The following is a 19,550-nucleotide window of genomic DNA, read 5'->3' on the forward strand; positions in this document are numbered from 1 at the left end:
TCTTATGCAGCAACCATCCGTAATAAACGATAGAAAAAAAAATATAGCCATAGTTTTCGGTGGAAAATCACATGAACACCAAGTATCTTTAGAATCATCAAGAAATATATTTAATAATCTTAATAGAAATAAATATAATATAACCCTTATTAGAGTAGATAAAAATGGTCGTTGGATTTTAGAGTATTCTTCTATTTATTTAAAAAAAATATCCAATCCAAATAATTGGAACTCTCCTTGCTATTTAGCAATGGTTCCTGGTAATAAAAAAATGCAATTTATTAAGATTAATAATGGTAGTCCTATTCCGAAAATTGATATAATTTTTTCGGTATTACATGGATCTTATGGTGAAGATGGGTGTATTCAAGGTTTACTGGAATCACTAAATATCCCTTATGTAGGAAGTAATGTTCTAGGATCTGCTCTTTGTATGGATAAAGATATAACGAAAAGATTACTACGTAGTGCACGAATACCAGTCACACCCTCTATAACTTTATGGAAAGATAAAAAAAGTAATCCAACTTATTCCTATATTATTTCTAAATTAGGGTTACCTTTATTTGTTAAACCTACCAATCAAGGTTCTTCAATAGGTGTGAGTAAAATAAGTAATCAATACGATTTTAATCAAGCTTTAAACTTAGCTTACTCATACAGTAAAAAAATTCTTATAGAGAAAGCTATTAAGGGAAGAGAAATTGAGATTGGAATACTTGGTATTCCACAGAAATTATTTCATAGTGTTTGTGGTGAAATATCTATTTTGAATGATTTACCCAATAATTCTCACTATACTTATGAGCTTAAGTATTCCTCTAATGAAAGAGTGAAATTAATAATTCCAGCCAATAATCTGAGTTCGAATTTAAATGTCAAGCTTTGTTCCATTGCTAGAAGGGCTTTTCTACTGTTAAATTGTAATGTAATGGCAAGAATAGATTTTTTTTTAACAGAGGATAATAAAATTTTTTTAAATGAAATCAATACTATACCAGGATTTACATCCTTAAGTACATATCCTAAATTATGGGAAAAAAGTGGAATGAATTATTCTGAATTACTTGATCGTTTAATTCACTTATCCATTTATGAAGATTGATTCTTGTTTCTTTCTTTATTATACTTTTTTTGTATTGATAAGAAACTCATCATGAATTTGATTCACCCAATTTTTAATACGTGGTATTGTTAATTCCGGTTGACGATCTTGATCAATAGCTAAACCAACAAAGTACTTCTCATTAAGTAAGCCTTTTGATAATTCAAAATGATATCCCTGATTTGACCAATAACCTATTACAGTAGCCCCTTGCGATACAACAATATTATGTATTATACCCATTGCATCACAGAAATATTCTGCATAATCTTCTTGATCACCACAACCAAAAATTGCTACTTTTTTGTTATAAAAATCTATTTTTTTTAAACTGGGTATAAAATCATCCCAATCACATTGTACTTCACCATAATACCAAGTAGGAATTCCTAAAATTAGATTATTGTATTTTTCTAAATCAGCCTTATTGCTTTTAGCAATATCAAAAATAGAAAAATCATTTCTTGAATTCTGTTCAATTAAATAAGCAACATTTTCAGTATTACCAGTGTCACTACCGAAAAAAATACCAGCTTTAATCATATTGAAATCCTCAGAAAACGGAAAGCTTATAGGAATTTATTAAAATTTTTAATTTTTTCTAAAATTTAGAAAATATATAATTTTAATTGTATAATAAAATTAAAAATTTTATCAATATTTCTTCTTTTTAAAGTATAAAATATTCATCAAACTTCTCATACATTAGAGGACTATTAGATGTCTATTATAAATTCATTACTATATTCTTATAATGAGGAAAATTTGTTTCATTCCAATTTGGTTTGGAGTATTTATATAATAATATTTGTTATTCTTATTCTTGAAAATGGGATTATTCCTGCTTCTTTTTTACCAGGAGATAGTTTATTAATTTTTGTTGGTTTACTTGTATCAAAGGGAGTACTAAATTTACCTATTACCTTGTTTTTACTCACCACTGCAGCAGGCATTGGTAGTTGGATAAGTTATTTACAAGGTCAATGGTTAAGAAAAAACAGAAACATGAAAAAATGGTTAATTTATTTACCAAACCAATCTTATCAAAAAACTTATAATATATTTTATCGATATGGATTATCTGCATTATTTTTTGTTCGTTTTATTGTGTTTGCAAGAACATTATTACCTATTTTGGTTGGATTCTATGGATTAAGTAATATACAATTTCAATTATTTAATTGGATTAGTGCATTTTTTTGGGTATTAGTTTTAGTTTTATTGGGATTTTTTATTGGTGAAAATCCTTTTTTTCAAATATATGAAAAAAATTTTTTACTATTCCTACTAATAGTATCAGCTATATTTATTATTATAGGAATAACAAGTTTTATATTAATATATATACGTAAAATAAAGGAGAAAAAAAATAATTAAAGTGAAAGAGAGAATCATGAATATTAATAATCAAAAAGATAAACATTGGATGAGTAAAGCTCTTCAATTAGCTAACAATGCTAAAATAAATGGTGAAGTACCTGTGGGAGCAGTATTAGTATTAAAAAATAATATTATAGGAGAAGGATGGAATTGTTCTATTACACATTGTGACCCTACAGCACATGCCGAAATTGTCGCTTTACGACAAGGTAGTAAAAATATAAAGAATTATAGATTATTAGATTCTGTAATGTATGTTACTATAGAACCATGTATAATGTGTGCAGGAGCAATGATTCATGCCAGAATTAAACGTCTAGTTTTTGCCAATTATAGTAAAAAAACCGGAGCAGTCGGATCATTTATTAATATATTAAGATATCCAGGTATTAATCATCTTATTATATTAAACCGTCCATTGATGAGTGAAAGAGCTTCCCTACAACTAAAAAATTTTTTTAAAGAACGCCGTATACAACAAAAGAATAATAAAATAAATAGAAGATAGTCAGTCACCATGCCATGCCTTTTTTTTCTTAATCTTTTTTAAGATAATGATTTATTACCTTTTCAATAGGGAGAAGTAATAAATTTTCTTTAGAACTAGGTAAAATGGCATTGACTCGTAAGTACCACCAATTTTTTCTCGCAAAAGTACGGCATTTTACTGCATCTTTTTCTGTCATGAGTAATATGAAATGAGAATGTGTAGGGATTAAATTAATCAAATCTTTTTCTTGATAATGTTGATGATCGGAAAAATTCACTTCTTTTATAGGTAAAATTCCATATTCTTTTAATGTACAAAAAAATCGTCTTGGATAACCAATTCCTGCAATAGCTACTATTTTTTTGTTTTTTAATTCACTTAATGAAATACTTTCATTACTTAATAAATTTACTATTAAATCAGGCTGAATTTTCATAGGGGTTTCACGGGCATCTCTTATCTTACCCCCGTTCACAATAATTTCTTGTACACTATTAAGTCTATATTGTCTTTCTCGCATTGGTCCTGCAGGAATCCACCACCCATTTCCAAAACGACGAATACCATCTATAACTACCCATTCGATATCTCTAGCCAATGCATAATGTTGTAATCCATCATCAGATACTATTACGTCTAAATCATTATTTTTTATTAAAAACTCTACGGCATCTATTCTTCTTGGTGCTACAGCAACCGATACTCCTGTACGTTGCCAAATTAGTAAAGGTTCATCACCACATTGATTACTCATCGTAGTAGAATTTACTAAAAGAGGATATGTTACAGAACATGAACCATAGCCTCTTGATACTACTCCAACACGCCATCCTCTTCTTTTTAATTTTTCTACTAACCAAATAACTAATGGAGTTTTGCCTGTTCCTCCTATTGTTAAATTGCCTATGACGATTATGGCTAATGGGAAACGCTTTATTTGAAATAAACCAATACGATAACTCAATCGAATTAAAGTAGTAATTAATCCATATAACAAAGAAAATGGGATTAAAAATGGCATACATATTAAACGTAGTAAAAAAGCATTATGATACCAAATGTTATTGATCATTTATTTATATTGTAAATTGTAGTTGATGTAAATGAGCATATACTCCTCTTTGAGAGAGAAGCGATTGATGAGTCCCTTTTTCAATAATATGTCCATTGTCTAAAACAAAAATTTCATCAGATTTTTCAACTGTAGACAATCGATGAGCGATAACTAATAGTGTACGATTGTTCTTAATTTTATTTAAAGCACTTTGAATAGCTTTTTCAGACTGAAAATCTAATGCTGAAGTTGCTTCATCGAGAACTAATATAGGACAATTTCGAAGTAAAGCTCGTGCAATAGCAATACGTTGTCTTTGCCCTCCTGATAATAACAAACCATTTTCGCCAATAATAGTATCTAAACCCTTATCCATTTTTTGAATAAAATCCATAGCACAAGCCATATATGCAGCTTTTTCAATGTCTTCACGAGAAGACGTATCTTTACATGCATAAGCAATATTATTCGCAATAGTATCATTAAAAAGATAGACATTTTGAGAAACTAAAGCTATCTGATTACGAAGAGAAGTAAGTTTATACTCACGTACATCAATCCCATCCAGTAAAATTTCTCCTTCTTGTATCTCATAAAAACGTGTTAATAAATTAACAATAGTAGATTTACCAGAACCAGAACGTCCCACGAATGCAACAGTTTTACCTGCTTCTATTTTTAAATTAATATCCTTTAAAGAAGGTTTATTTTTTCCAGGATAAAAAAATGTCACATGATTAAAAATAATATCTCCTCTAACAGATTTTATTTCTTTGGTACCGTCATCTTTGGCAGTTTCCATATCTAAAATAGAGAAGAGAGTTTGACACGCCGCCATCCCAATTTGAAATTGGGTATTAATATTCGTTAGTGATTTTAATGGTCGCATCATAGCCAACATGGATGAAAAGATTAATGTTACGACACCCGCTGTTAAATTTTCTATAATTGCTGGAAAACTTGCCGCATAAAGAATAGAAGCAAGTGCCAAAGAAGTAATAAATTGAATTAATGGATCAGAACCAGAAGATGCCGTGACCATTTTCATGGTTTGTTGACGTACACGATTGCTAATTTGATAAAAACGTTCATTTTCTAATTTTTGACCTCCAAAAATTAAAATTTCTTTATGACCTTTTAATACTTGTTCTGCATTTGTTGTTACTTGACTCATATTATTTTGTATTTTTTTAGCGATTTTTCTAAATCGATTAGATATAAGCTTAAAAGCAAGTGAAACTAATGGACTAATTATTACTAAAATTAGTGATAATTGCCAACTATAATAAAACATCATAAAAAAAAGACCAAGAATGGATGCACCTTCACGAATAATAGTAATTAATATAGTAGAAGAGGCTGTAGCAATTTGTTCTGTATCGTAAGTAATACGAGATAGCAGAGATCCTGTAGATTGTTGATCAAAAAAAGAAACTGGCATCTCAATAATATGATTAAATAGTTTTCGACGCATTTCTAGAACGACTTTTCCTGAAACCCAAGATAGACAATAATGATAAATAAATCCACTCATTCCTCTTAATATCATTAGACTAATAATAGCTAATGGCATCCAATTTAAAACATTCATATGATTTCTTGTATTGGTATTAAAACCTTCATCAAGTAAGGGTTTTAATAAAGATAATATTAAAATATCCGTTATTGCATTTAAAATTAAGAATATTATAGAAATAATTAAACCAATACGAAATGGAAATATAATAGGCCAAAGACGATAAAATATTCTGCGATTATTATTTTTTTTACGTTTTATTCCTTTCATACATAATCTGAGTCTGAATTGGAAATTTAAAAAAAGAAAAGATTGATTAAAAAATTATAATGAATTGATCAATGAATGAGAGTATCGAACTATAAAATAAGTTGATTGAAGAAATTATTTTATTAATTAATATTAATTTGCAATTTGCTTCGATTTCTCAATTAAAAGAAGACGATATGTAATTAAATCATCAATTGTTAACACTGGCATATCGTGTTTATAAGAAAAAGATATAATTTCAGAAGTATTGGCCATACTACCATCTTCATTTGTAACTTCACATATCACACCTGCTGGTTTTAATCCTGCAAGACAAGCTAAATCAACCGCCGCTTCTGTATGACCTTTTCGAGAAAGAACTCCTCCAATTTCCGCACGCAAAGGAAATACATGTCCAGGACGATTAAGATCAGAAGGTTTAGCATTATCTTCAATGGCCGTACGAATAGTAGTTAAACGATCATTGGCTGATACACCCGTTGTAACACCTTGAGCCGCTTCTATTGTCACAGTAAAAGCAGTACGATAATGACTAGTATTATATTTTACCATCATAGGTAATTGTAGTCTGTCACAGAGCTCTTTAGTTAAACAAAGACAAACAATTCCACTACCATGACGAATAGATAAAGCCATTTGTTCTACAGTCATATTCTCTGCAGCAAAAATCATATCACCTTCATTTTCTCTATTTTCGTTATCTAATACCAATATACCGCGTCCAGTACGTAAGGCATTTAATGCATTTTCTACACGTTTTATTGGAGTTCCGAATTTCGAAAGAAGTATTCGATGATTCATGAAATTATCCTTTTAATGTATCAAAAATCAATATTTTATACTTATTATACAATAATAATTTTTAGATTCTACAGAAATCAATATTTTATTACATATAGAATTCATTCATTTTTAGTATTCAAAAAAAATTTAACTATAAATTTCTTTTAATAGTATTAATAATACGAGTAGTCGAACAATTACTCTTAAAGGGTAAAATTTTTATATAACCTCCATTTTCTATAACTTCTTTACTCCCTATTATTTCATTAATTTTATAATCCCCTCCTTTTACAAGATAATGAGGTAAAATATTTACAATTAATCGATAAGGGGTATCTTCATAAAAGGGTATAACCCAATCTACTGTTTTTAATGCAGATAACATAATCATACGATGTGCTAAAGAATTTACCGGACGATTTTTTCCTTTTAATCGTTGAACTGAACTATCACTATTGATAGCTACAATTAATTTATCTCCTAACTTTTTTGCATGAGATAAATAACTAATATGACCAACATGTAAAATATCAAATACACCGTTTGTCATAACTATCTTCTCACCCCTTTTACGAGATAAATATAATAAAGACTTTAATTTTGATTCAGTAATAATATTAGTCATTAATATAGTGATGGATTATAATTTTTAATGGCATTTTCTAATTCTCTTAAATTAAGAGTAGATGTTCCAAATTTACTAACAACTACACTAGCGGCAATATTAGCTATAAAACAAGATTGTTCTAAATTATTTCCTGCTGCTAATGATATACCTAATACAGCAATAACTGTATCACCTGCACCCGTTACATCGTATACTTTTTTAGCTTTAGATAAAAAATATATTGGTTCTTTATGGAGTTGCAATAACACCATACCTTTTTCGGAACGTGTAATTAAAAGTGCTGTTAGTTTACAATCATAAATTAACGTCATACTATGTTTAATTAACTCTTTTTCATTGGTACAATGACCTATTACCGATTCTAATTCAGAAATATTAGGAGTTAATAAAGTCGCACCTTTATATTGAGTAAAGTCTGTACCTTTAGGATCTACTAATATAGGAATATTAAATTTTCTTGCAATAGTAATAATTTCTTGTACATTATCTAGTGTTCCTTTTGCATAATCTGATAAAATTAATACATTAACTTTTGATAATATAGATTGAATACGTTTTAGTATAGAAATACGATTTATTTTATTGAAATGTTTTTCAAAATCAATTCTAACCAAGGGATTTTTTTTAGAAAAAATTCTTAATTTAGTAATAGTAGGATAATCTACAAGAGAGGTAATATTTTTACAAGAAATACCCATCTCTTTAAGTTTTTTTATAAGAGATTGTGCCGCATCATCTCTTCCAATCAATCCAATTAAATGAGCATATGCTCCTAAAGAAACGATATTCATTGCAATATTAGCACTTCCTCCAGGACGATCTTCCATAGAATCCATTTTTATAATAGGTATTGTAGGAAATTCAGGAGAAAAACGATGAGTATGTCCATACCAATATCGATCTAAAATTATATCACCTACTATTAATATAGTAGTTTGATAAAAATTGGATAAAGGAAATTTCATCTATATCATTCCAATTTATAATCTCATTAATAAATTAATATTTTGGATTCCAAAAATTTTTTTCTATAAGCATAGAAGAAATTTTGTCGATATTATATAATTTTTCAGAATATAAATTACTACTACTATTCAAATTTTTTTTTACTATTTCTATAGCAATAGCACGTATAATTTCTCGAATATTTTTTATATCTGGTAGAATCATACTATCATTCCCATAAAGTAATGGAGAATAATGTGCTAATATTCGACTAGCTAAAATAAATATATCATTAGTAATTTTTCTAATTCCACTTGATAATATTCCTAATCCTATACTAGGAAAAATATAAATATTATTACATTGACTTATATAGTGTATTTTTTCTTTGTATTTAATAGGAGAAAATGGACTACCTGTAGCAATTAATGCATTTCCATTTGTCCAATTTAATATATCATCGGGTTTTGCTTCAGATTGTGAAGTAGGATTGGATAAAGGCATAATAATTGGTTTATTACAAAACTTATACATTGTACGAATAATGTTTTCAGTAAATAATCCACCTATTCCAGAAACCCCAATTAATATTGTAGGTTTAGCATGATAAATAACATCTTCTAATGATATTTGAGATTGAGATATTTTCCAATTTTGAATATCTTTAGAAGATTTTACAAAAGATCTTTGAGAATAATTTAATTTATCTATATGTTTGTCTGTTAGTAAACCATAACGATCGATCATAAATATTCTTTTTTTAGCTTCTTCTTGTTGTAATCCTTCTTCTTCCATCATAGAAAGAAGTTGATTAGCGATTCCACATCCAGCAGATCCGGCACCTACACATACTATAATTTGATCTCTAATTTTCTTGTTCATTGATTTACTAGTAGCTAAAATACATCCTAATACTACAGAGGCTGTACCTTGAATATCATCATTAAAACAACATAAATTTTTATAGTATTTATTCAATAAAAATAGAGCATTATCTTGTGCAAAATCTTCAAATTGTAATAATACATTTGGCCAAATTTTATAAATTATTCGAATAAAAGTATCAATAAATTCATAATATTTTTCTTTAGATATACGTTCTTTTTTTAACCCAAGATATAAAGGATTATTAAGTAATTCTGTGTTATTTGTTCCAACATCTAAAATAATAGGAAGAGTATAGTGAGGATGTATACCACCTAATGCAGTATAAAGAGATAATTTGCCTACAGATATTTCAATACCACCTATTCCTTGATCACCTATTCCTAAAATACGTTCACCATCTGTTACTACTATAACTTTTATGTCTTTCTTATTAAGAGAAATATTATTTAATATTTTTTCTATTTCTTTAGTATTTGTTGTATAGGATAAAAATAATGCTGATCGTGATGTTAAATAAGGTATATCAGAAAATTTCTGACAAGCTTCCCCTACAGTAGGAGTATAAATAATAGGCAAAACATCATATAAATAAGATTGTAAAAAGTAATAAAATAAAATCTCATTAGTATTTTTTATACTACGTAAATAAATATAACGATCTATATTAGAATGTAAATTTTGATATTGTTTCCAAATACGATTTGTTTGTTCTCTTATATTTTCTATTTTATATGGAAATAATCCTTCTATATTGAATTTATTTCTTTCCTTCATAGAAAAAGCATTGTCTTTATTACAAAGAGGAAAATTTAATAAGACAGATTTTATATCTAACATTTTTTTTAATTTTTCATTAATTTAAAAATTTTTAATTTATCTTATTGTATTTTACATTAGGTTAAAATAATATTCTATTTTATTTAAATCATAAATAAAATATTTTATGAAAGGTATTTATCTATATTATTTATGTTATAATGTAATCTATAATTTTATTATTTTTTAATATTTTTTAATAAAATTTAAGAAAGATTCTATCTAAATATTCTATATTAGGAAAAAAATGGAAAGAAATAATATAAAAAATTTAAAAGAAATTATTGAATCTTCTTTTGAAGATTCTAATAATCCTTCTATTAAAAGAGATAAAAATATTTTATTTGCAATAAATGAAACTATCTCTTTATTAGATAAAGGAGTATTACGTGTAGCTGAAAAAGTAAATGGTAAATGGATAACACATCAATGGATTAAGAAAGCTATTTTACTTTCATTTATTATATTTGATAATATCCTTATGCAAAACTCTACAACTCGTTATTATGATAAAATAATGAGTAAATTTTTAGAATGGGATGAAAATAATTTTAAGGATACAAGATGTAGAGTAGTACCACCTGCCTCTGTTAGAAAAGGTGCATATATTGGTAAAAATGTAGTTTTAATGCCCTCTTATGTTAATATTGGTGCTTTTATTGATGAAGGGACTATGGTAGATACTTGGAGTACAGTAGGTTCTTGTGCACAAATAGGAAAGAATGTCCATTTGTCTGGTGGTGTAGGTATAGGAGGAGTATTGGAACCATTACAAGCCAATCCAACTATTATAGAAGATAATTGTTTTATAGGTGCTCGATCTGAAATTGTTGAAGGCGTTATAGTTGAAGAAAATTCAGTGATTTCTATGGGAGTATTTATTGGAAAAAGTACTAAAATTTATAATAGAGAAACATCCGAAATACATTATGGTTATGTTCCATCTGGTTCAGTAGTTGTACCTGGTACATTACCATCTAATTGTGGTTGTTATAGTCTTTCTTGTGCGATTATTGTTAAAAAAGTAGACGCTAAAACCAGATCTAAAACAAGTATTAATGATATATTACGCATCTAATAAAGTTAGGAGTATATAGGAGTAATAGGTTAGTTAGTATTAAGATAACCAATATTCGATGATGTTTTTTAATCTATTTAATCCAATCTTTTTTAAAGAAGAAAAAGGTATAAACTGAACACTACTAGTAGATATGATGTTATAAAATTTATTAATTTGATATTTACTAGAATTATAAGATAATTTATCAATTTTATTAATTAATATAACAAGAGGTATTTTTTTATATATTGAAATTTTTATAATTTGATAATCAAAATCCTTTAATAATTGACGAATATCAATTAATAATACTAATCCTTTTAGGCTATTTCTATAGCAAATATATTCTTTAATAATTTTTTCCCAATAAAATTTTGATTTTTTATTTTCTAAAGTTTTAGAATATCCATAACCAGGTAAATCTACTAATCTTTTTCCATCTTGAATTTCAAATAAATTAATGAATTTTGTTCTACCTGGTATTTTACTAGTGAGAGCAATTTTTTTTTTATTCAATATATTAATAACGCTAGATTTTCCTACATTTGAACGTCCAGTAAAGGCAACTTCTTTCCCATAATCAAATGGTAAAGAACTTCTATCCGGTGCACTAGTAAGGAAACGAAGAGGATTAGAATCATTAAATGTTTTGTTTTTTTTCATTGTTTATAATTTTTCTAAGTAAAATTTGTTTTTTTATTGGTACTAAACTGTATTTGATTACGGCGTAATTGAAAAGGAGGAAACGGTAGTTCTAATCCATTTTCACGATAACTATTTAAAATCTGTGTATGGACTTGATGACGTAATGGTACGCGATGACTCATTTCAGCAGCATAAATTCTAATTTCAAATAAAGGTAATCCTTGTTGTAAATCAACAAGGTAAGCTTCAGGAGGTGGAGTTTCTAATACTAGAGGACAACATTTTGCTGCTTGTATTAAAATATTAGTAATTTTTTCTATATTTACCCCCGGAGGTGCAGGTATTCTTAGTACTACACGTGTTACTGTGTCTGATAATGACCAATTAACAAATTGTTCCGTAATGAAAGCTTTATTAGGAACGATAATTTCTTTACGATCCCAATCAGTTATAGATGTTGCACGAGTACTAATACGTGTTATACTTCCTGTTAAATCCCTTATAGTGACAGTATCTCCTATACGAATAGGTTTTTCAAATAAAATCATTAAACCAGAGATAAAATTAGCAAAAATTTCCTGTAATCCAAATCCTAATCCAACACCCAAAGCTGCTACTAACCACTGTAGTTTAGACCATTCTACTCCTATTAATGAAAAACCGATTAATCCCCCAATAAGCATTAAGCTATATTTAGTTAATGTTGTAATGGCATATCCTGTACCTGGTGTTAAATCTAAATGTTGTAGAAGTGCCAATTCTAATAAAGCAGGTAAATTACGTACCATTTGAGTAGTGATAATAAAAACTAATATAGCAATTAAAACTGCACCAAGAGTAATTGGTTGAATATTATCAACTCCTTGTATAGAAGAATTTACATCCCATAAAGTGATATTTTCTAAAAATAGAAAAGCAGAGTGTAACTCTGACCAGAGTAGAATGACAGATAATAGAGCAATTAAAGTTAATATAGAACGTACTAATTGTAAAGATTGAGCACTAATAATATCTAAGTCTAATATTTTTTCATCTACTTCAGCTGCAGCATCATTTAACTGTAATTGAGATAGTTCTTCTTCGCTACGTGCTCTTTGAGCCAGTATGTCTGCTCTACGTTGTTTGGCTCTTTCAAAGGCAATACGTCTTCTTTGAATAAACATCCAACGTCGGATAACATAATAAATTATCAATAATACAAAACAAATGAAAAAAGAAGTTTCTAAACGCGCTAGTAATGCTTGAGCTGTAGATAAATAACCAAGACAAGCTGATATTATTGCTAATATGGGTGCAAAAATCATTAGATTCCAAAGTAAATAATTGATGATATTATTAAAGGAATCTTTTTTATCTAGATAAAAAGGGATACTAGCACGTTTTAAACTTTTATTAATAAGAGCTAGACAAATACATAACGTGATAAAACATAATCTTCCTAAGGTTCCTCTAAATTCACGATCACTATAATTATCTAATGTAATTAATGTCATAATTAATGGAATAATCATACTAGTAAATAAAGTATAATGTCTTAAAACTAATTTTACTTGTTTAACAGGCCAATTGAAATGAGCTATAAATAAACCTTTATTTTTAGCAAAATAAGCAATAATCATGAATATCCAAAGGATTGGTACGGTTGCACTAATACCATCTCCGATAGCCGCTGCTATCGGATAAAGCCAAGCATGGTGTTGTAAACTATAACCTAATACTGCCCATAATATGGGAAAAGGCGAAGCCATCAATATCGACCAAAATATAGTATACAAAGTAATAAAAAAATGATCTTGATTAACTTTCCCCACTCGATTACTGGATCTTTCAAGAAAAGCATAATAGTGAATACGTGAGCTTATACTAAAACCTATTAATAATAATGCACTAAATATTAATATTAATGTCTCTTGTCTAGTAACAATCATTAAACATGCACGACTTAATTGATGAAATGTATTTAAAGTGATTAAACGACGTAAATCTTGTCCAATATCAATGAGAAAAGATAAAGTGATGGGACTAATATCTGCAACCCAAAATAAATAACGATGTGCGGCTTCTTGTAATTCTTTTCTTGCTTCTTCTAACTGACTCGTTGCCACTTTTAACTTAGTTAATTCAAGGATTTGAGTATCACATCCGGTTAATAATAAATTTAATAAATTACGCTTTGTTATTAGTTGCACATCAAAAATATTTTTTTGAATAGGAGTAAGAGAAAGATTCTCCTCCTCTTGTACTACAAATTGTTGTAATTTATTAATCATTTCTTCGTATTGTAAGCGTTGTACTCGTAATTCAGCCATTTCACTATTTAATTGTTGAAACTTCGGGATATCCGGTAATTTTGAAATTTGTGCTCTTAAAGTTTCACCTAATGCTGGAGATTCATCTAACCATTTTGCTTGTTCTTTAAGAGAAGAAAGAGCTTGTCGTACTTGTAAAATTTGTAATGTTGTTTTTCGTTGTCTATAAGCAATATCATCCATATATTGAGATTGTTTATTTAAAGCAGTGGAGAGCTCTCTATTAATTTTGAGTTGTATATCGATAGATTTAGGGAGTGTTCTTCCCTCCTTTTCAACCAACATTGCAGTATGTTCGATTGCTTGTTCTGCTTCTTTTTGTCGTTTATCATTGAGATGATTACGTAAAAGTTGAAGTTTTCTATCAATTTTATCGTGTTGTTTTTTTAGTAATGCACATCGTAATCGAGAAAGTTCTTGACGATTATTAGCACTTAATTGTGCTAAATCTAGCTCTTCTACTTTTAATTTTCTTGCAGTATATTCTGCTTTTAATTGATCTAATTGAGCTTGTTCCAATCTTGTTGTTGGTATAAAAGATATGGTATGTAATTGTTTTTCTATATTACTTAATGCTTTACGTGCTTCTGTTTGTTGTAATGGTAATGATCCAAGTGAATCACTAATAGAATGAGATAAATCTTGTTCTTTTTGTATTTGATTAGTTAGTTGTATTAATTGATTATTAATTTGCAGTATTTGTTGATTAATTTCATTACTAGATAAATTAGAGGAGAAGTCAATAGAGTTATCTAATTCTTTCTCTTGTATATCTTGTAACTGATTAGTTAATTGAGGAAAATTGTCAATAGCTTTTTGATATTCTTTTATCTTAGAATAGGATGATTTTCCTTCAGCAATAAAATGTAATGTTAATTGTAATGTATCAATAAGCGTTGATTTATGTACGAGAGTTGTATCTTTGAGGACTTGTTGTAAATCTTGCTTAATTTTATTTTCATCTAATGAGATATTATTCGAAAATACTGGGGTGATAGATAAAAAACACCCTATTAAAAATATAATAGTACAATGCAAGGAAAATTCTCTTATTTTTGATGATTGCTTCTTATCTATTAAGCGTTTGAAAGAATTATTTCATACCCTTTGCTATTACTTGTCCAAATTGAACCATAGCATTTTTATATAAACGTTGTTTAAGTACGACTGTTTTTTTAGGAAATAAATTAATAACCGTTGACCCCATTTGAAAATATCCCATTTCTTGTCCTTTTTTTAGATATATTGTATTATTTTGAATGGTTTTTTGTGGATATTCCCATATTTTAATATTATTTCCTCTAGGAGGAATGAGAGTCCCTGACCAAATGGTTACAATACTACCCACAATAATGGCACCTATTAAAATTTGTGCTATTAGACCAAAATCAGTATCAAAAATACAAATTAATCGTTCATTTTTAGATAAAATAGTTGGAATATTATTTTTATTTGGATTAACAGAGAATAAATTACCGGGAACATAGATTACTTTACGTAATACTCCATCACAAGGCATATGAACACGATGATAATCACGAGGAGAGAGATAGATAGTTATTAGACTTCCTCCATAAAAATAATTAATTAAATCATAATCTTCTACTAATAGTTCTGTTAAAGAGAATGGATAATTTTTTGCTTGAATACTATTATCTACTTTAATTAATCCTAATTGAGAAATTGTTCCATCCACAGGAGAGACTATAGTAGATGGATTAGTATCTATGGGTCTTACTTCTTTTTTTAGTTTTCGACTAAAAAAATTATTAAAGGTAGAATATGCAGTAATATTAGGTTCTAAAGATTCTTTCATATTAATTTTATAAATACGAATAAAAATAAAAATAACAAAATATGTAAACCATTCTCCTTTTTTTTGTGCTAACCAACCTACTAATTCAGTGATCCATCTTCTAGTTAATTGTATAATTTTTTCTAGCATAAAATATGATGAAGGAATCTTATCAATTATAAAATAATTTATTTTTTATATTATTTTATATTATTAAAAGAGAGGATTATTTTTTATTTCAAATTCTTTTTAAAATAGATGATCTTAATAAAGATTATTTTGAATATAAAAAATTATAGTTTATTATTCTAATAATACTATCATTGATTTATTACAAGTTTAATATTGATTAAAAAATTATAATGAATAATAAAATACAATTATGTAATGAAAGTAATCTTATATGGATAGATTTAGAAATGACGGGTTTAAATCCTAATTTTCATCGTATTATTGAAATTGCAGTGATCATTACGGATTCATCTTTAAATATTCTAGAAGAAGGTACAAATATAGCCATTTATCAGACTGACCATTACTTAAAAAGAATGGATTTATGGAATAAAACAACCCATACATCGAGTGGATTGCTTAATCGTGTTCGTAATAGTAATATTAATGAGCAAATAGCTACAGAGAATATTTTAAGTTTTATTAAAAAATGGGTTCCAGAAAAGAAATCACCTATTTGCGGTAATAGTATTGGACAAGATAGAAGATTTTTATTTCGCTATATGCCATTGCTAGAATCATATTTTCATTACCATTCTATAGATGTTAGTACTATTAGAGAGTTAGTCTCTAGATGGAAACCTAATATACTTAAAAAATTAAAGCTCCAAAAAACACATCAAGCTCTAGAAGATATTAAAAGTTCTATTTTAGAATTAGCTTTTTATCGTGACAACCTATTTTTTTTATAATTGTTAATAACAATTAAATTTTAAAAATATATTTTACATATTAGATCTCTAATATTAAGAGGAAATCATGAAAGTTAATGAAGTACGTACTCAAGTTGTTATTATTGGTGCTGGACCAGGAGGATATGCTGCCGCTTTACGTTGTATGGATTTAGGTTTAAATGGAATTTTAGTGGAGTCTTCTACAGTTCTAGGAGGAGTATGTCTGAATCAAGGTTGTATTCCATCAAAAGCATTATTACATGTTGCTAAAGTTATAAGAGAATCTTTATCTTTTATAGATAAAGGGATTATTTTTAACAAACCTAGTATCGATATAAAAAAAATTCGTAATTGGAAAGATAAAATAATTTGTACATTAAATACTAATTTAATTAACATGGCTCAATTACGTAAATTAAAATTAATTTATGGTCATGGTAGGTTTATCAAACCTAATCTATTAGAAGTTAAAGAAAATGATCATACTACTACGCATATCATATTCGAACATGCTATTATAGCAACAGGTTCTCGTCCTATAATCCTTCCATTAATTCCATATGAGGATTCACGTATTTGGAGTTCTAGCGATGCATTAAATATACCTCATATACCAAAAAGATTATTAATTATTGGTGGAGGGGTTATTGGATTAGAAATGGCAACAATATATAGTGCTTTAGGTTCTATCGTCGATATAATCGAATCTTATGAGAATATTTTACCAATGGTTGATAAAGAAATTACTAAATTTTTTATAAAAAACATAAAAAATAAATTTAATTTAATGCTAGAAACAGTTTTTGTCAAAATTATCCCTCAAAAAGAAGGTATTTATGTAGAAATGAAACAAAAGATGAAAACCTTTAATCAAATTTATGACAATATATTAGTTACCGTAGGTCGTAGACCAAATAGTGATACATTATCACTACAATTAGTAGATATCGAAGTCGATAAGAAAGAATTTATTAAAGTGGATAAACAAATGCGAACTAATATTCCTAATATTTATGCTATAGGAGATATCATTAGTCAACCTATGCTTGCACACAAAAGTACTCATCAGGGTCATATTGCCGCAGAAGTTATTTCAGGTAAAAATCACTTTTTTAATCCTAAAGTTATTCCATCTATTGTCTATACGGATCCAGAAATTGCTTGGATAGGTATAAGCGAAAAAGAAGCAAAAAAAATAGGAATAGAATATGAAATAGTAACATTTCCATGGTTGGCTTCCGGTAAAGCTATTACTTCTTGTACTCAAAATGGCATGACAAGACTTATATTTAACAAAAAAAATAATAGAATTATTGGTGGTTCAGTAGTCGGTCATAATGGGGGAGAGCTATTAGGAGAGATTGGTATTGCTATTGAAATGGGTGCTAATGCAGAAGATATTGCATTAACTATCCATGCACATCCTACATTATATGAATCCATTGGGTTAGCAGCCGAAATTTACATGGGTACAATTACGGATTTACCAAATTTTAAATCTAAAAAATAGTATTTATTATATGGCTAAGAAATATAAGGATTGGTGGATTCAATCAATTTTATTTGAATTGGACTTCCTATAATTTTTAATGCATTTCTAAAATAATTTACTAGATAACGTTTGTATGACTCAGATAACGCTCTTACTTGATTACCATGTATTATAAATAGAAGAGGATTATAACCACCTATATGAGCATATTTAAGTTTAATACGTCTTCTACGAAGAATGGGGGGACTGTGTTTTTTTACGGCTTCAAGCAGAATACGCGTTGCTAAAGCTGTACTAATTCTTTTATTTGCATAAAAAAATGTTTCATTAATTGATTGAAACATTTTATCCAAACCACTCTTTGTTTCATATAGTGCAGAAATAAAATGTATACGAGCAAAACTTACAAATTTAAGACGTATTAAAGATACATTTTTTATATATTTCTTCCTTGTTTCTGACAGGAGATCCCATTTATTAAAAATAATTAAAATAGAATGCCCACGCTCTATAATTGATTTTAAGAGGGATAAATCTTCATCCGTTACTCCGATTGTAGCATCAATAACAATCATAACAATATGTGAGACTTTAATAGCTTTAAATGTTTGTATAATAGAAAGTGTTTCTACTTCTTCTTTATTTTTTATTTTTTTTCGTATTCCAGCCGTATCAATTAAGGTATAATGCTTATTATTCCTGACTATAGGTATGGTAATTTTTTCTCGAGTTGTACCAGGGAAATCATATACGATTAAACGATTTTCACCTAAAATACGATTGATAAGCATAGACTTCCCAGCATTTGGTCGACCGACAATAGCAACTCTAATAGAATGATTAGAAGAAGATGATTTTATTTTTTCCACTACTCTCTCTTCTAATCTCTCTTCTAATGAAGGAGGGTTATCTAAATTTTTTTTTATTATATTCTTCACGGTTTTACGTAATAGATTATTAAGACCCAATCCTTGTAAAGCAGAAATAGGATAAATTTCTCCCATCCCTAAAGAAAAAAACTCACTTATTCCATGAGTGTTATAATTATCACATTTATTTGCAATAACCATAATATTTTTGTTACAAGTATATAAATAATGAGCAATTTCTAGATCAGCGGCAATAATTCCAGTTTGAGTATCTACCATAAAAAATATCAAATCCGATTCGTTAATCGCAATAATAGACTGTTTGATTATGGATGATTCTATAGAGTTTTTGTCTTGATGAGCATTAATTAATTCTATACTAGCAGTATCAATGATTTTAACAATATAATTATTTATTATAGTACAACCATATTTTCTATCTCTTGTTGATCCGGCTGATTTTGTCACAAGTGCTTCATTAGTAGATGTTATTCTATTAAATAAAGTAGACTTTCCAACATTGTGACGTCCAATTAAAGCAATAGAAAAAATAAATTTCATATTGATTTTATTTCCTTCCTACGTATGTAACTTTCCTGA

At 27.9% G+C, this 19,550-nt stretch carries 15 protein-coding genes and 1 pseudogene; 6 read left to right on the top strand and 10 right to left on the bottom strand.

From position 1 onward, the window contains the following. Positions 1 to 4 precede the first annotated feature (4 nt). A complete protein-coding gene (locus KEC37_RS01670; protein WP_223139451.1) occupies positions 5 to 1,105 on the top strand; it encodes a D-alanine--D-alanine ligase family protein in 1,101 nt (366 codons plus the stop codon). Positions 1,106 to 1,123: 18 nt separating this feature from the next. On the opposite strand, the gene fldA is transcribed toward KEC37_RS01670, so the two are convergent. Then, positions 1,124 to 1,648: a flavodoxin FldA gene (gene fldA / locus KEC37_RS01675; protein WP_223139452.1), complete on the bottom strand. Its 525-nt coding sequence runs from the start codon at positions 1,646 to 1,648 to the stop codon at positions 1,124 to 1,126. Positions 1,649 to 1,825: 177 nt separating this feature from the next. Here fldA and KEC37_RS01680 point away from each other — a divergent pair, with 177 nt between their 5' ends. Together KEC37_RS01680 and tadA are read left to right on the top strand one after the other, a co-directional pair. Then, positions 1,826 to 2,482, top strand: coding sequence for a DedA family protein (locus KEC37_RS01680; protein ID WP_223139453.1), 657 nt, complete (start codon positions 1,826 to 1,828; stop codon positions 2,480 to 2,482). Between the two features lie 16 nt (positions 2,483 to 2,498). Continuing rightward, a complete protein-coding gene (gene tadA / locus KEC37_RS01685) occupies positions 2,499 to 2,993 on the top strand; it encodes a tRNA adenosine(34) deaminase TadA (protein WP_223139454.1) in 495 nt (164 codons plus the stop codon). Between the two features lie 28 nt (positions 2,994 to 3,021). Here tadA and lpxK read toward each other — a convergent pair whose 3' ends face one another. The 5 genes and pseudogenes from lpxK to KEC37_RS01710 all read right to left on the bottom strand — a co-directional run bounded on the left by lpxK (position 3,022) and on the right by KEC37_RS01710 (position 9,896). Next, on the bottom strand, positions 3,022 to 4,047 hold the full coding sequence (lpxK, locus tag KEC37_RS01690; protein WP_223139455.1) for a tetraacyldisaccharide 4'-kinase: 1,026 nt from the start codon (positions 4,045 to 4,047) through the stop codon (positions 3,022 to 3,024). A gap of 4 nt (positions 4,048 to 4,051) precedes the next feature. Continuing rightward, positions 4,052 to 5,815 (bottom strand): lipid A ABC transporter ATP-binding protein/permease MsbA, encoded by a 1,764-nt coding sequence (gene msbA / locus KEC37_RS01695; RefSeq protein ID WP_223139456.1) that lies wholly within the window; start codon positions 5,813 to 5,815, stop codon positions 4,052 to 4,054. Positions 5,816 to 5,947: 132 nt separating this feature from the next. Next, positions 5,948 to 6,616 (bottom strand): 3,4-dihydroxy-2-butanone-4-phosphate synthase, encoded by a 669-nt coding sequence (gene ribB / locus KEC37_RS01700; RefSeq protein WP_223138437.1) that lies wholly within the window; start codon positions 6,614 to 6,616, stop codon positions 5,948 to 5,950. 133 nt (positions 6,617 to 6,749) lie between these two features. After that, positions 6,750 to 8,191: pseudogene (hldE, locus tag KEC37_RS01705) on the bottom strand (bifunctional D-glycero-beta-D-manno-heptose-7-phosphate kinase/D-glycero-beta-D-manno-heptose 1-phosphate adenylyltransferase HldE). Positions 8,192 to 8,225: 34 nt separating this feature from the next. After that, a complete protein-coding gene (locus KEC37_RS01710; RefSeq protein ID WP_223139457.1) occupies positions 8,226 to 9,896 on the bottom strand; it encodes an NAD-dependent malic enzyme in 1,671 nt (556 codons plus the stop codon). Positions 9,897 to 10,137: 241 nt separating this feature from the next. Between KEC37_RS01710 and dapD the strand changes: the two genes are divergently transcribed. Beyond that, complete coding sequence (gene dapD / locus KEC37_RS01715; RefSeq protein ID WP_223139794.1) at positions 10,138 to 10,953, top strand: 2,3,4,5-tetrahydropyridine-2,6-dicarboxylate N-succinyltransferase; 816 nt, start codon at positions 10,138 to 10,140, stop codon at positions 10,951 to 10,953. A 39-nt stretch (positions 10,954 to 10,992) separates the two neighbouring features. Here the strand turns inward: dapD and yihA are convergent, their stop codons facing one another. The 3 genes from yihA to asd form a co-directional block, all read right to left on the bottom strand. Next, positions 10,993 to 11,598 (bottom strand): ribosome biogenesis GTP-binding protein YihA/YsxC, encoded by a 606-nt coding sequence (gene yihA, locus KEC37_RS01720; protein WP_223139458.1) that lies wholly within the window; start codon positions 11,596 to 11,598, stop codon positions 10,993 to 10,995. A gap of 14 nt (positions 11,599 to 11,612) precedes the next feature. Next, a complete protein-coding gene (gene mscM, locus KEC37_RS01725) occupies positions 11,613 to 14,912 on the bottom strand; it encodes a miniconductance mechanosensitive channel MscM (RefSeq protein WP_246778200.1) in 3,300 nt (1,099 codons plus the stop codon). A gap of 70 nt (positions 14,913 to 14,982) precedes the next feature. Then, positions 14,983 to 15,834, bottom strand: a complete 852-nt coding sequence (asd, locus tag KEC37_RS01730; RefSeq protein ID WP_223139459.1) for an archaetidylserine decarboxylase — start codon at positions 15,832 to 15,834, stop codon at positions 14,983 to 14,985. Between the two features lie 212 nt (positions 15,835 to 16,046). On the opposite strand from asd, the gene orn reads away from it, so the two are divergent. Both orn and lpdA read left to right on the top strand, forming a co-directional pair. After that, positions 16,047 to 16,607, top strand: coding sequence for an oligoribonuclease (orn, locus tag KEC37_RS01735; RefSeq protein WP_223139460.1), 561 nt, complete (start codon positions 16,047 to 16,049; stop codon positions 16,605 to 16,607). 67 nt (positions 16,608 to 16,674) lie between these two features. Then, positions 16,675 to 18,099 (top strand): dihydrolipoyl dehydrogenase, encoded by a 1,425-nt coding sequence (lpdA, locus tag KEC37_RS01740; RefSeq protein WP_223139461.1) that lies wholly within the window; start codon positions 16,675 to 16,677, stop codon positions 18,097 to 18,099. 14 nt (positions 18,100 to 18,113) lie between these two features. Here lpdA and der read toward each other — a convergent pair whose 3' ends face one another. After that, positions 18,114 to 19,511: a ribosome biogenesis GTPase Der gene (gene der, locus KEC37_RS01745; protein ID WP_223139462.1), complete on the bottom strand. Its 1,398-nt coding sequence runs from the start codon at positions 19,509 to 19,511 to the stop codon at positions 18,114 to 18,116. Positions 19,512 to 19,550: the final 39 nt, after the last annotated feature.

Origin of the sequence: Candidatus Schneideria nysicola (assembly GCF_019923565.1) — a bacterium.
Taxonomy (GTDB): domain Bacteria; phylum Pseudomonadota; class Gammaproteobacteria; order Enterobacterales; family Enterobacteriaceae; genus Schneideria; species Schneideria nysicola.

What these genes read in the sequence shown, in the direction of transcription:
- lpdA (WP_223139461.1), top strand. Translation starts at nt 16,675, where the DNA reads ATGAAAGTTAATGAAGTACGTACTCAAGTTGTTATTATTGGTGCTGGA.
- lpxK (WP_223139455.1), bottom strand. Translation starts at nt 4,047, where the DNA reads ATGATCAATAACATTTGGTATCATAATGCTTTTTTACTACGTTTAATA.
- der (WP_223139462.1), bottom strand. Translation starts at nt 19,511, where the DNA reads ATGAAATTTATTTTTTCTATTGCTTTAATTGGACGTCACAATGTTGGA.
- yihA (WP_223139458.1), bottom strand. Translation starts at nt 11,598, where the DNA reads ATGAAAAAAAACAAAACATTTAATGATTCTAATCCTCTTCGTTTCCTT.
- KEC37_RS01710 (WP_223139457.1), bottom strand. Translation starts at nt 9,896, where the DNA reads ATGTTAGATATAAAATCTGTCTTATTAAATTTTCCTCTTTGTAATAAA.
- orn (WP_223139460.1), top strand. Translation starts at nt 16,047, where the DNA reads ATGAATAATAAAATACAATTATGTAATGAAAGTAATCTTATATGGATA.
- KEC37_RS01670 (WP_223139451.1), top strand. Translation starts at nt 5, where the DNA reads ATGCAGCAACCATCCGTAATAAACGATAGAAAAAAAAATATAGCCATA.
- tadA (WP_223139454.1), top strand. Translation starts at nt 2,499, where the DNA reads ATGAATATTAATAATCAAAAAGATAAACATTGGATGAGTAAAGCTCTT.
- ribB (WP_223138437.1), bottom strand. Translation starts at nt 6,616, where the DNA reads ATGAATCATCGAATACTTCTTTCGAAATTCGGAACTCCAATAAAACGT.
- asd (WP_223139459.1), bottom strand. Translation starts at nt 15,834, where the DNA reads ATGCTAGAAAAAATTATACAATTAACTAGAAGATGGATCACTGAATTA.
- fldA (WP_223139452.1), bottom strand. Translation starts at nt 1,648, where the DNA reads ATGATTAAAGCTGGTATTTTTTTCGGTAGTGACACTGGTAATACTGAA.
- msbA (WP_223139456.1), bottom strand. Translation starts at nt 5,815, where the DNA reads ATGAAAGGAATAAAACGTAAAAAAAATAATAATCGCAGAATATTTTAT.
- KEC37_RS01680 (WP_223139453.1), top strand. Translation starts at nt 1,826, where the DNA reads ATGTCTATTATAAATTCATTACTATATTCTTATAATGAGGAAAATTTG.